The organism is Acinetobacter sp. S40 (genome assembly GCF_016624705.1).
Taxonomy (GTDB): Bacteria; Pseudomonadota; Gammaproteobacteria; order Pseudomonadales; family Moraxellaceae; genus Acinetobacter.
Genome location: NZ_JACVTU010000001.1, coordinates 195771 through 209199 on the forward strand (window position 1 = coordinate 195771; position 13429 = coordinate 209199).

General features: G+C 35.8%; 16 protein-coding genes. 8 read left to right on the top strand and 8 right to left on the bottom strand.

Annotated features, from left to right (window positions below):
* The first annotated feature begins 483 nt into the window (after positions 1-483).
* The 4 genes from IAE19_RS00900 to IAE19_RS00915 all read left to right on the top strand — a co-directional run bounded on the left by IAE19_RS00900 (position 484) and on the right by IAE19_RS00915 (position 4109).
* A complete protein-coding gene (locus tag IAE19_RS00900; RefSeq protein ID WP_200459066.1) occupies positions 484-1362 on the top strand; it encodes a sce7726 family protein in 879 nt (292 codons plus the stop codon).
* Entirely contained in the window at positions 1328-2251 is a 924-nt protein-coding gene (locus IAE19_RS00905; RefSeq protein WP_200459067.1) for a sce7725 family protein, read from the top strand. Before IAE19_RS00900 ends, IAE19_RS00905 begins: the two co-directional genes overlap by 35 nt.
* Before the next feature lies 1 nt (position 2252).
* Entirely contained in the window at positions 2253-3293 is a 1041-nt protein-coding gene (locus tag IAE19_RS00910) for an RES family NAD+ phosphorylase (protein ID WP_200459068.1), read from the top strand.
* Positions 3294-3377: 84 nt separating this feature from the next.
* Positions 3378-4109, top strand: a complete 732-nt coding sequence (locus IAE19_RS00915) for a Fic family protein (RefSeq protein ID WP_200459069.1) — start codon at positions 3378-3380, stop codon at positions 4107-4109.
* A 32-nt stretch (positions 4110-4141) separates the two neighbouring features.
* On the opposite strand, the gene IAE19_RS00920 is transcribed toward IAE19_RS00915, so the two are convergent.
* The 3 genes from IAE19_RS00920 to IAE19_RS00930 form a co-directional block, all read right to left on the bottom strand.
* Positions 4142-5149, bottom strand: a complete 1008-nt coding sequence (locus IAE19_RS00920; protein ID WP_200459070.1) for a hypothetical protein — start codon at positions 5147-5149, stop codon at positions 4142-4144.
* A gap of 16 nt (positions 5150-5165) precedes the next feature.
* Positions 5166-6308, bottom strand: a complete 1143-nt coding sequence (locus IAE19_RS00925) for an inovirus-type Gp2 protein (protein WP_200459071.1) — start codon at positions 6306-6308, stop codon at positions 5166-5168.
* 286 nt (positions 6309-6594) lie between these two features.
* Positions 6595-6822 (bottom strand): helix-turn-helix transcriptional regulator, encoded by a 228-nt coding sequence (locus tag IAE19_RS00930; protein WP_004991946.1) that lies wholly within the window; start codon positions 6820-6822, stop codon positions 6595-6597.
* Between the two features lie 86 nt (positions 6823-6908).
* Between IAE19_RS00930 and IAE19_RS00935 the strand changes: the two genes are divergently transcribed.
* On the top strand, positions 6909-8219 hold the full coding sequence (locus tag IAE19_RS00935; protein ID WP_200459072.1) for a hypothetical protein: 1311 nt from the start codon (positions 6909-6911) through the stop codon (positions 8217-8219).
* Positions 8220-8279: 60 nt separating this feature from the next.
* Here the strand turns inward: IAE19_RS00935 and IAE19_RS00940 are convergent, their stop codons facing one another.
* From IAE19_RS00940 to IAE19_RS00955, 5 genes are all read right to left on the bottom strand, one after another.
* Positions 8280-8924: a hypothetical protein gene (locus IAE19_RS00940; protein WP_200459073.1), complete on the bottom strand. Its 645-nt coding sequence runs from the start codon at positions 8922-8924 to the stop codon at positions 8280-8282.
* A 15-nt stretch (positions 8925-8939) separates the two neighbouring features.
* Positions 8940-9164 (bottom strand): hypothetical protein, encoded by a 225-nt coding sequence (locus IAE19_RS00945; protein ID WP_200459074.1) that lies wholly within the window; start codon positions 9162-9164, stop codon positions 8940-8942.
* Positions 9165-9293: a hypothetical protein gene (locus IAE19_RS16695; protein WP_265092529.1), complete on the bottom strand. Its 129-nt coding sequence runs from the start codon at positions 9291-9293 to the stop codon at positions 9165-9167. It lies immediately after the preceding gene.
* 2 nt (positions 9294-9295) lie between these two features.
* Positions 9296-9550: a hypothetical protein gene (locus IAE19_RS00950; protein ID WP_200459075.1), complete on the bottom strand. Its 255-nt coding sequence runs from the start codon at positions 9548-9550 to the stop codon at positions 9296-9298.
* Positions 9551-10086: 536 nt separating this feature from the next.
* The gene (locus IAE19_RS00955; RefSeq protein ID WP_005317488.1) at positions 10087-10374 is read right to left on the bottom strand and encodes a hypothetical protein; all 288 of its coding nucleotides are present in this window, start codon (positions 10372-10374) and stop codon (positions 10087-10089) included.
* A gap of 273 nt (positions 10375-10647) precedes the next feature.
* Between IAE19_RS00955 and IAE19_RS00960 the strand changes: the two genes are divergently transcribed.
* The 3 genes from IAE19_RS00960 to IAE19_RS00970 all read left to right on the top strand — a co-directional run bounded on the left by IAE19_RS00960 (position 10648) and on the right by IAE19_RS00970 (position 13283).
* Positions 10648-10947 carry a hypothetical protein gene (locus tag IAE19_RS00960; protein WP_200459076.1) on the top strand — a complete coding sequence of 100 codons (300 nt, stop codon included), beginning with the start codon at positions 10648-10650 and terminating at the stop codon, positions 10945-10947.
* Positions 10948-11019: 72 nt separating this feature from the next.
* The gene (locus tag IAE19_RS00965; RefSeq protein ID WP_200459077.1) at positions 11020-12057 is read left to right on the top strand and encodes a DUF932 domain-containing protein; all 1038 of its coding nucleotides are present in this window, start codon (positions 11020-11022) and stop codon (positions 12055-12057) included.
* 182 nt (positions 12058-12239) lie between these two features.
* On the top strand, positions 12240-13283 hold the full coding sequence (locus IAE19_RS00970; RefSeq protein WP_200459078.1) for a YqaJ viral recombinase family protein: 1044 nt from the start codon (positions 12240-12242) through the stop codon (positions 13281-13283).
* Positions 13284-13429 lie beyond the last annotated feature (146 nt).

Sequence of the window (13429 nt, forward strand, 5' to 3'; positions counted from 1 at the left end):
CCCCAATCGTCCCCCAGTCTTTAAAAATTATTAAATTTAGACGACACATATCCTGTCATTTATAGCGATTGTAAACTAATGATTTAGCTCATGTTGTCAATGCATAATTTATTAGTTTTGAAAATAGAAAATATAAATTAACTATTGGCTTAGTAGGGAAAATTATTGTTTGGAAAAGTAAGATTTCTATTTATGATCGAGAGCGGGGCAAGATAACTATTTAAAAAAAAGTATCTCTAAGAAGCTACATGCGCCATAGTCCCGTAATGAGTCTACTGATCATCAAGAGTTGTGATATCAAATACATTCTACCTAGGGGGCTTCTATCGAGGCTATTTAACAAGTTTTATGCCTAATGTAAGTTAACAACTGGTTAGAGCTTTATTTGGGGCTTGAATTTTTGTTACGGGATGACTTACAAATGTTTAGGGTTTATCATTTCAAGAGAAAATTTAGCGAGGTGTTATCAATGGTTGGCAATCAATGAGCTTGGATAGTAGGGCTATTGCTAAAGTGTTTAATAGCAGTGTTCTTAATGAAATTTCTAATGGTAATTTTTCCTATGTTGAAAAAATTGCCAGCAAATACTTTTGCTCTGACGACCAGATTTCACTTAGAGATTTTTACCAGCATGCGTTTAGCTATTTGCAAAATCACTATCAAAACGAATATTACTATAAGAGCTTAATTGTAAGAAAAATATTACTTGGTAGGCACTCGCTAAATACTGCAACAATGTTAACGGAATTTAGAGTTGGCGTGAATAAGGCAGATTGCGTCATTCTGAATGGTAAGTCGACTTGTTATGAGATTAAAACAGACTATGACTCATTAGTTAGGTTGGCTGATCAATTAGAGTCGTATACGCAACTTTTTGATGAGGTGTATGTCGTTTGCTCTTCTAAGTTTCAACAGGCAGTATTAGAGTTGGCACCGTTTGGTGTTGGTATTTTAGAGCTTAGTGAAAGGTGTACCCTCAAAATGGTACGTAAAGCACAAAATAGAACCAACCCAATAAATAAAACGCTATTAATGCAGTCTTTGAGGCAACATGAGTATAAAGAGTTGGCAGAATTGCTAACTGGTGAGCAAATTAACTTACCTAATACTTTGTTGTATCACGGATGCCTCTCAGTAATAGAGAGTGTTGCGGATGATAAAACATTGAGCAATAAATATATTAAAATTCTAAAAAAATCTAGGAAAAATAATGATAGACTGATCAATAATTTGCCAAACTCTTTAGCAAATGCAGCTATTAGTTATAGATTCAGAAAAAGTGAAATGGATGCATTGATAAAGTACTTTAATAATAATGAGGGGTTGTATGTATTATCCGATCTTGAGAGGGAAACTCAATGAGTTTTTAGCTTTGAGAGAGCTAGCCTCTCTTTCATTGCAAAATCATTTTTGCCCTGTTATTGAGCCTGTTCGAGAAGATTTATCAGCACTTAGACGAGCAGTTTTAGAGCTAAATACCAATAATATTAAACCACTTATCATTATTAATCCTGTTATTGGTGAGTTTAAGGGTCAATTTTCAAATATTACTGATAGTTTAAATCATGGTTCTGATCTGCAATACATACCATGTTTTATTTTGCATGATAGTATTGATGGAGTACCTTCAGAGGTTAAAGCGTTGGGAGAATATGCGCTATTTGTTACTAGAGGAATTGATCAGCAGGTAATTCAAGAGTCAAAAGAAGCTGTACTTACATTTGTTAATCATGATATTTCACCTAACGTATTGATATTATTGCACAACGTGGTATTGTGCGGTGATTTCTTTAGAAGTCAACTACGGAACGCTGATTATCCTGAAGAGTCTTCTTTTTCAGCATTGCACACATACTATAATAAACCGTATCAAAATTTGGTTGTAGGCTTTAGTGACTACACAATTACTGGACAAGACTTTTCAGAGTCTGGTGGACCGGCATATGTTGTGACGATACACGTTTCTTATATTGATCCTAAGCGATTTAACGAAATGTTTATTAGGCATTATCTATCTTACGAAGATGGAACTCCTGCACAACCAGGGGCCAAATTTTTAAGTGCTTTACAGCTTTTAATTAAAGACATAGAAACTGGCTCAGTTCCTTTTGTTAAAACTACAGCACTTTCGGAATTTATAACATTAAATATTAAACGACATTTCCCTGGTTTAGGGCAAGTTAAAAAAATTTGTATTAAACATCATATTGAAACCCTTGTTGATTATTTGAACAATGAGAAAGGTTCGTAGAATGAGTGCCTGTTGTGCTAACTGTTTTAACGATAATCAATTAAAACACTTTATTTTAAATGAATGTCATGGGGGCGCTTTAAGCCGATGTTCTTTTTGTCGAAGTGAAGGGGTGCAGTTAATTGATACAGGACTTCTTTCTGAGCACTTTGAAACATTAACAAAAGCCTTCGATGTGGTTGAGTCTGATGGGCTAAGTTTGGTTGATGCTTTACAGCAGCATTTTTCAATATTTAATGAAAGGATAAATGATAAAAATACATTGTTGAATCAGATATTCAAAGATAATCAGCAATTATTAAGTAATCAATATAAATATTCTTATACTGATTTATGTACATATGGGTGGGCTTCTTTTAAGGATGAAATTGTTAAGCTCAACAGATTCTTTCCGCAAACACATATATACAAAGAAATTTTCTCAAAAGGTGATGGTTCTAGAGTTTTCTTTGAGTTGACTGAAACACTACTTTCCACATATAGCCAAGGGGATGCCCTTTTTAGAGCCAGATTATCTGAGACCATGCTTACAGCATCGGAAATGGAGAAGCCACCAGTCAACTTAGCTTCTGCAGGGAGAGCTAATCCTGTTGGGATACCTTATTTATATTTGTCAAATAATATTGATACATGTATTGCTGAAGTTAGACCAAGTAAAGGTGCCAAGATTTGCGTTGCAACTTTTAGGTTAAATAATCAAATCAAACTCTTAGATTTAACGAATCCTAGAGAAAGGGCAACCTTTCTATTTTTTAATGATACCGAGTTGAAAGAAGCGCTGGATTATACGGCATTATTAGAAAAGTTTTCTTACGAGCTATCACTGCCTGTCTTACCTGCAAGAACTAATCTAGATTATATCCCTACTCAATTTATTTGCGAGTTTTTTAAAGCCGTTTGCGGATATGCAGGAGTAATATTTAAAAGCTCATTTGGCTTTGGAGACAATATAGTTTTATTTAATGATGAAGATATTACCTGTGAGAGAATCATGCAATATGAGATCTCAGAAGTTATTAACAAGCATAGCTCTATAAGTTAAGTTGATTCTTAATAGCTCCTAAAATCACTATATTGAGCATTTATAATGCATCACAAGGCTTATTAAATAGAGGTTGCTTAAACTATGTTTGAGATCATTGATGATTTAAAAGCTAAATTAGATCAGCATCGACCTCTTTCACCTGCAATTGTTAAAAATCTACATGAAGACTTGATCCTACGCTGTACTTATTACTCGAATGCGATCGAAGGTAATACCTTAACCTTATTAGAAACTAAAGTTGTTCTAGAGGGGATTACAGTAGGTGGGAAGGCATTAAGGGAGCATTTTGAAGCGATTAACCATCGTGATGCAATTTTGTACGTTGAAGATATTATTAAAAAACAAGAACCGTTTTCAGAGTGGCAAATTCGTAATATTCATCAATTGATTTTAAAAAATATTGATGATGAGAATGCAGGTCGATATCGTCAGCAAAATGTCTTAATCTCAGGTGCTACTACCAATCCTCCAGATCACACATTGCTCAATGACAAAATGGCTCAATTTATAGATTGGTATAATCAAGAAGCTCATAAATTACATCCAGTTGAACGAGCAGCCAAAGTTCATGCTGATTTTGTGGGTATCCATCCTTTTGTGCATGGGAGTGGAGGTACATCTCGATTGTTGATGAATCTTGAATTGATGAAAGCTGGTTATCCACCGAGTGTGATTACTGTCGAAAATCGTTTAGCCTACTATGAGGCACTTGATCAATGGATGGCTTATGGCAATAGTGAGCCATTTAATAACTTAGTTGCTGCTGTTGTATTGGAAGGATTCAAGCCGTATCAAACTGTTTTAGGAATCTAAGAAAGTAAAAGAAGGGCAAAAGCCCTTCCTCGTCAATTTTTGCTATCACACTCTATGTATATGAATTTTGGTGATACGAATTCAGATTCATAATAGACATATTTGTATTTTTCAACTTGTTGTCCAAAAATGACTTTCCATATCTTTTCATTTATACCGTCTACACCTTGAATATTCATTGAATTTTGAAATTCAAAAATACTCATGGTGATCTTCGAAAGTGGTGCAAAATTAAGAGTGCCATTATCACGAAAGCTGATGCAATCTTTCATTGATAGAGGCTGGCATTCTCGCTCTGTCGCACAATACACATTTAAGACATAGTTATCAGATAAATCACGTTGTATACAAAAAAATAATGCTAAAATTTCTGATTGATGTTTTTCATGAAACTGATTGATGATGCTGCGCATTTTTTGGGTCAAAGCATTTTCCACAGATTTATTTGCTTTAAACAGTTCATGCTCATTCATGTGGAACACATAAGTAAAATGATTTAGATTAAATTGTTGATGAGTTTTGAATAACTTTTTCATCACAGGTACATTTTCTTTACGTATTTCTTTGATTAATGCAATACGCTTATCACGATCAGCGATTGCATTTTTACTGGTTGAATGCTTTTTCAATTCATATATGAATGCATCTACAACAGGTTTTATCTGCTCAACATAGTATTCATTGTGTAGCAGCATTGGATTAATAGGTCCATCTGAATTGTAACCCAAATTTACATATGCCTGATGCACAGCTTTTACACTTTGACTGATTTTGAATAGTGAGTGTTCTCGTAATTGAACATTAATTGGTTGAAAGCTCAGTAGTAGTTCAAATACATGATCTGTATGCGGAGTATTACTGACATAGTATTGAGTAGAGATTCGACTGATTTTTTTAAATTTTTCTTTGAAAGGCAAATAACTCGGATTCGTAGCGATTTCCGAAACGCTTTGCATATTGAATAGGTTAAACTCACCCATACAAAAATAAGGTAGATTGATGCTTTCCGTCGTATTGGTAGGTTGCATTGACATGTTCATTATGGTCTCGTTTTTTTTAAATATGGGTATTAATGCTCTCTAAGGTTGAGAGCACCTGTGGGATGTTTTGAACTACTGATATTGATCCTGCGTTGATCTTACGAGGTCTCCCAGCACTACTTTTTTCATACTTACGAGTGCTATAACCAAACGTACGATGGTTCTTAAGCGTTTTTTCGATAATGAACTGATCGGCTTTTGTGATGTAATCTACGACCGAATACAATGTTTCAGTTTTCTCATGGTCATCATGCACAAGTATCCCAAGTGCAAGTTTTTTGTAGGATTTTATTTTGTTATTGCAGTTATAGTAATATCCTTTGTTCTGAGTGATGCTCATCCATAATTTACAGAGTTGGTCTGCATAGAAAGAATGATTCCAATAGATATTGCCATCCATAAAAAAAATAAAATGATAGTGATAGCCTTTCTGTATGCCATACTCTAATTTCCAGATATAGCCGACAATGGAAGGTATTTCGTCATTTGGTGTATGGAGCTTTTTTAAGAAAGTGCTCATGTATGCTTTAAGTAGTTCAAGTGTGATTTGAAAATTTCGATTGATGGAGAAATCAATTCGAATTACCAGTAATTTACTGAATTTAATAATTAATTTTCGGATTAACCATTTAGCCTTCTTGTTCTGATTTAAGCTTTTTTCTTTGCGTAGTTCTACTGCTTTTTTATAGTCTATATCAGTCGATAATGCCTTGAAGAGACGTTGGTAGAACTCATTTAAAATTTGAGCTTTAGGCTTGTAATGAGTTAGGCTGATCGCTATTGGCTCATTGTGAGCAAGTTGCCAAAAGTTTGTAGATGTATCATTTACAATATGTGCAGGGAAGCACTCTAGGTATATCTTACGAAATAGGTCAGTCTCAGCACTCGTGTAAGTGACATCATATATAAATCGTGGATCAATGTTTTTTAATGCATCATGTAAAGGCCTGTGATTAATTTTGTAAGATTGCTTTTTATCGGGATGAAGAACGTAGATTAAAAACTTTCCCTCTTTGTGCGTTTTTTTTATGAGTTGAATGATTCTATCCTTCTGTAATGCTTCTGGATCATCAATTATTACAATGCTTTTATCATCCACCTTATGTATGAAATATTTTTCATAATTATCATTAGGATAATCATTTAGGTCTGTGTTCATATAATGCTCTTTTAGGTAAATTTTAAGTAAGTGAATCCCTACCAAGGCATGGATAGCCTTGGTATGAGTCGTGATATATTTGATGTAGGTTTTAGAAGAGTTGTTGAATGAATAATAAATCTAATTAAAAGTATTATTTATCAATAAAATATATTGATTATTAGTACTTATTAATTAAATATAAAATCCTAAATTATTGAAAAATATGAGAACCATAATTCCGACAATCCATTTCATCTATTTTTCAGAAATATCGACTTTCGCAGTTGAAAGTCGATTTGGAAAGTTAGCAGGTAAAACGTTGCTTAGCTTTAAGCTCAAGCCACTGAACTAATTCATGCTCAAACCACCCGACAGCATTTGAACTGAGCTTGATAGGTTTTGGGAAAGATGGATCGTAACTTTTCGATTTCTTATTTAATTTTTCATATATGACTGAGCGACTTACACCCGTAAAGCCAATTACTTCTTTGAATCGAAGGATGGTTGGTCTTGGATATATATCTGATTGCATGAGATTTGACTCCGTGATTGAATAAGTCAAAATTAACAGCAAGTCTTCGGACAAAAAACAGCGGATCTAATTCCGAATGGGGAAAAATGAATCAGAAGCAAAAAGAACTGCTTAAGACAGCATGTCTAATACGCACTCAAAGCTTTATTGAACAAGAATTTGATCATTTTTCTCTACTTAAATCTCAGCCTGAATTATTAAATTCATTGAAAGAGTTAAATGAATACGTTCTGAATTTATTCCTAAAAAAATCATGGGCTACTATTGAGGAAAACCTAAATCCATTTATGGGTAAGGTAGAACAAACCCTAAATCTGAATTCTCAAGATTATTTTAATTGTGAGGTGATAGCCTGTTTTTGGGGTAATGCTCAATATGGACAAGATTTTAAGAATCCGATCCATAATTGGTTTAATCTCAATTCTACTAGAGAGTTTCATTCAGCTTATTTTGAAGTATTTTCTTTAATTCGAAATAATGCTGATTTTAATGCTATATATTTAAAGGTGCAGCAATTAGCTAGTTGCTATGATTTAGCTGCTTTGAGCTATCGCACTCAGTTAGATTTAGATAAATATATAATTCCTATGTATTTAGAGTTTTTTATGGGAATGCAAACTCTATCTTATAGGGAGGAAAATTTGGAAAATTACTATTCTTTAGTTAATTTTCTAACTCCAATAGATACATTAAGACGTGGTGTCAGCTCAGTATTATTGCAACCATTAAGCCATTTGTCTTGGAGTAACTTAGTTGGGCGGGATAGTGAAAATAAAATTGTGAAAATGCAGGAAGGAATCTTACATTTTCAAATTCCCATAGGTGAAGACTCTTCATTCCGTGAAATATTTTTTTCAAATTATTATGCTCTGTACTTACTATTGAATAAAAACCTAACATCAAAAATTTGGAAAAATATTGAAGAACTGGAAGAAATTCTTGAATTTTTATCAGAAAAATTAACTTCTAAAAAAAATGCACATATGAAAGAGAAGTCTACATTAGTTGCATATGAAACATTAATACTCGAATATTTTTGTATGTTTAAAAAAGATGAATATTGTAAAAATGGGCTATCTGAACCAAATGGGTTTAACAAATTTTTATATACGGCTTTGACTACTGAGCTCAATAAAATAGCAGGTAGTAGTTATAAGTTTGAGCATCCGTCTTACAAAGAGGGGTTGGAAGGTGTAGAGATAAAATTAACTAACAGTGAGATACGTTTATCTTTAAAGCATGAGTCAATTAGAAAGAATCTTAAGAGAAGAAAAAAGTTACATCAATCACCCCAAATATTAAAACAAGAAAATTCCGTTCAAGATAAATCTCATGTAGTGGATTTTCTTAAAATTTCAGAAAAATTAGGCGATTATCATTTTTGTGAACGTAAGTAATATTATTCAGAAGAGAGAACACCAGCATTAACCGTGTTCTCTCTATTTTATAGCCTGTCATTAAAAAGACAAACTCACATTGCCTTGATCGGTTGTCAATTCAGCTTCAAGGACTTGATTACCACGACATTTCAACAAGTACGATACCGTTGAGCTATAACTCATTTGTACAGGCATCTTGCTATGGAAATCTGCTGTGTAATAACCACAACGACCACGATTAATGCTCATACCTTGTAAAACAAAAGGTTGATCGTTGGTTGACTGAATTTCTAAAATATATTCGATCGCTCCTTGTACATTAAAGGCAGATTGAGATTCCCGACTGGTAATTTGAGCACGAACAGATAATGCAGGTTGTTCCGTTTCCATGGGAATATGATTGCTGTAATCAGGATTGTTTGGATCAAGATCAGACTCCATCATGGATTTGAGTGCTTCAGGATGTTTATCCCAACTCTCAAGAAATGACTGGGCTTCTTTAACTGCCGCAGGCAGATACTCGGTATCATTTTCCACGATCTGAGTTAAGGCTTGTACTTTGGCTTCTACTTCTTCCTTGCTATATGGCGCATATTTGGATTGCTCTGTCTGGACAGGTGAGCTGGATGTTTGATCCATTGTACTTTTCTGAGCTGGTTGATTGTTCTGACTACATGCTATGAGTAGGGTAGAAAGTATCAACGTTGGAAATATTTTTTTCATATTCTAGCTACCCACTTACTTAGAACGCATGGTCAGAAATCCGACCAAACATAGAATTAAAATTCCACCAATGATTTTTCCTACCGTTGGAAACATCACCGCAGGCCAAACCAAACCTTGCCCCAAATTATAAGTAAATGGCTTATAGTTATATTGACCCCAAAAGTGCTGATAAATGGCAAAGAAAAAACCAATCACTAAGTAGCCACTGATCACCCATGATTTAATATTTGAATTCATTTACTTTCCCCCAGTTGCAAATTTTGCCAATGCAATAAAAATTCCCATCACGACCATGAAGCCGATGAAGGGCAAGCCTAAAAAACAAATCACAGCGATGACGCAGATAATGCCTGCAAGTGTTCTCATGGCTACTCCTTCATGCACTGATAGGACACATTGACCATATTCATTTGGAAGGATTCAGTTTGCTGTAAGGTATAGAGATTTTCTTTCAGCCCATCCTCACCATATTTATTTTCAAGTTTGTCGTAAATACATGAACAGGTACTGCCATCAATGCCCCCTGTTTTACAACCACTGATAAATTGGCGTTCTGTTTTACTGGCACAGCCTGCGATCATCAATGTAAGTGTGATGAGTGCAAGCGAAGTTTGAATTTTCATCATTTCCCCGAATTATTATTTTGATATTTGATGTGTAATAAATTTTGCTGAATTTACTGAAATTTAGGCACGACAAAGCTTGCCAAGGCTAAATTAAATTTAGATCAGTCAAATGAGCAAAAGTTTATGAATATGGCTAGGGCAACAAGGGAATAGAAAATCGTTTTAGGGAAAATAACAAAGATTGAAAATGCTGAGTCATGGCGACTACTCCTGTATGTATTAAGAAGCTCTACCAACTTACTGTCAAATAATGGTGGCAGAACGAAAGAGGGTTGACAGACTGGACATACAGAACCAGCACGCGCGGACGCGTCCCCCTCCCGTTCTACCGCAAAGGGGGACGAGAAGGTTACGCACAAAGGATACTCAGAAGAATATGCTCTGATGCGCTGTATGAAACGGTCTGTCAAAACCGACTGACAATGTAGGTCAGCAGTCGAATGATAAAATTAAGGGGGGATTTAGTCAATCAAGGTTATAAAAACCTAAGCAAAAATATGAGACAAATCAAATGATGTAAGTTTGGGTTGGCACTAATTAGGTGGAGTCCAACCATTGCGTTCTGCTAAAAGTTGCCATTCAGGTTTTTTTTCGCCAACCATATAATTACAATATTGAATTAGGTTTTGAACAATTTGATTATTCCAGCGTTCCAAAGATACAGGAGTTGATTTGTTCGAATACTTATTTCTATGTCGTTCTTGTAAATCATAAGCAACATACCTAATCATTGTAGTAATAACTTCATCATCAGAAATAATTTTAATTTTTCCAAGAGCTGTTAGATGTGAAGATATAGTACGATATTCTGATAAGGACATTATTGTACGTTCGTAGATGTTAAGATTTTTTGACATTTTAATCATATAATTTCAAATGGTTATCAAAATATTACCTCACTTTCTGTAATTAATTCTATTAAAATAAAATTATATTTTAGAGAGGAAATCTGTACTTTTCGTCATTCCAAATAATTTTAGTTACATAACATCCTAATGAGAATCATGAAGCTTATTTGAGCCACCCATGAAAATATGAAAACACAGCCTGCCATCGAGCGGGCTTTTTTATGCCCAAAATTAAGGAGTCGAGCCATGAGCTTGAGCTGTCCCTTTTGTCATTCAACGAATGTGATGTTGGTTGAAGTAAGTACACAACCATCAAATACAACCTTAACCAATTTGGTCACACCCACCACGTTGGGTGCATTGGGAACCACAGTTGCAAAGTCTTTCAATCTGCCGCCGATTGTTGGTGGAATTGCAGGAACGTTTTTGGGAGGTATGTTGGGCAGTGTGTTGAATTCATTTACCGAACAAAGCACACCACCACAGCAGAATTTATGCTTTTGCCACAACTGCTACCAAAAGTTTCCAACTCATCTTTTGCAGTAAATGCATCAAAGTTAGATAGCTCTTTATTTATACACATTCAAATTTCATTTTCAAATTAAAAGGAATAAAAGCATGGCACATCAAATTGAACAAATGGCCTATGTCGGTGAAACCCCTTGGCATGGTCTAGGTAATCAGTTGACTCAAAACCAACCGATTGACGTCTGGGCACAACAAGCAGGCATGGATTGGCGGATTGAATCCTCCAATATCAGTTATATGGCACAGAATGAACGAGGGCAAAGTATCATCTTGCCTTATGAAGAACAGCGAGTGCTTTATCGTTCAGATACTCATGCACCACTATCAGTCGTCAGCCAACGCTTTCAGGAAGTCCAACCGAGAGAGATTTTAGAATTCTATCGTGACCTGACTGAGCAATCAGGTTTTGAACTTGAAACAGCAGGCGTACTCAAAGGTGGAAAGAAATTCTGGGCATTGGCACGCACAGGACAAACTTCATCGCTCAAAGGTAAAGATGTTAGCAATGGCTATATTCTTTTGGCTACGGCTTGTGATGGAACACTCGCCACCACTGCACAATTTACATCCATTCGAGTGGTGTGTAATAACACGTTGGCGATTGCACTAAAAGGACAAAATAGCAGTACAGGCGTAGTTAAAGTTCCCCACAGTACCAAGTTTGATGCAGATAAGGTCAAACAGCAATTGGGTATTTCAGTCCGTGCATGGGATGAGCACATGTATGAGATGAAACAACTCAGTCAACGTAAAGTCAGCCAGTATGAAGCAGCCGCTTATTTCGATGCTGTGTTTAATAACACCACGATGAGCATCACTGACCAAGAAGACAACATTATTCAGTTCTATCGAGATGTCGCCACTCAAGCACAAGCCAATGGCAAGGAAAAATCTGAACCGAATGCCAAGTCGATGAGTAAAGCCATGGAGATGTTTAATGGTCAGGGACGAGGAGCAAACCTCTCTTCAGCCAAAGATACCGCCTATGGATTACTGTGCTCGATCACTGAATTTATCGACCATGAACGTCGTGCTATGAGCACTGACCATCGACTTGATTCAGCTTGGTTTGGTGCAGGTGCATCAATCAAACAACGAGGATTGGAACAAGCGTTAAGCATGATTTGATCATGTAAAAAACTAAATTTCAGTCATGGAAAGTTAGACCTAACTAAGCATTTTTAAAGAGAATTTTAAATTTTAAAAATTATGAAAACCATAGCTTCGGCTGTGGTTTTTTTATGTCCATTTTTTGTAATCCACATCCTTTTATACCGCCAATTATACCGTTAAAAAATCAGGAATTTAATATGAACATTGCCATTTTAAACCCATCCATTCAACAAGCAAGTACGCCTTTTATTGCCCCAAAATTGTTTACTGCAAAACGACTGGTCAATACCAAAAACATGACTCAAGCAGAATGGCTTGAAGTACGTCGTCAAGGCATCGGTAGTAGTGATTGTGCCGCAGCGTGTGGACTCAATCCCTATATGTCGATGCTTGAACTATGGATGATCAAGACAGGACGAGTCAAACAATCCATTGAAGATGAAAGTTCAGGTCATGCACCTTTATATTGGGGCAAACAACTTGAACCTTTAGTGGCTGAATACTACAGCATGCACACCAACAACAAAGTTCGTCGCATCAATGCAGTGCTGCAACATCCCGAAGCGGATAAACACTTTATGCTGGCAAATTTGGATTACTCGGTGGTAGGCAGTGATGAAGTCCAGATTTTAGAATGTAAAACCGCAGGAGAACATGGTGCAAAGTTGTGGCGAGATGGCGTGCCTTTATATGTACTCTGCCAAGTACAACATCAATTGGCTGTGACAGGCAAACAGGCAGCACATATTTGTGTATTAATCTGTGGGCATGAAACTCGTATCTATAAAGTCATCCGTAGTGAAACCGTGATCAAATACATTATCAATGCTGAACGTTACTTTTGGGAATGTGTCGAAAAAGATACACCGCCTGATGTCGATGCCAGTGAATCGGCAGCCAGAGCCATTCAACAGCTCTACCCACAACATATTCCGCTCAGTGTTGAAGACCTCAGTCAAGATGAACATGCCAATCGATTGTTTAGCCAACTGCTGAAACAAAGACATCACATTGAAATCCACCAAAACAAATTTGATGAAACAAAACATCAAATTCAGATGCTAATGAAGGATGCAGAACGAGCGAATTTTTCCAACGGTTCAGTCACATGGAAGCTTTCTAAAGACTCCGTTGCTTTAGACAGTAAGGCTGTATTGAAAATGCATCCTGAGCTCATCAATGAGTTTCCACAAAACAAGGTGGGGACACGACGTTTTCAAATCTATAGCAATGATGACTGACCCGATCTAAATCATGCATCTATATCACTCACTATATATAGATGAAATATCTACTCTTCCTAAAAGCGCAAAAAAACCACCTCCGATCTACCGACTCCCGAAGGAGCGGTAGACCAACAATGGCGGTTTTTGCGAAGTCGTAGCTT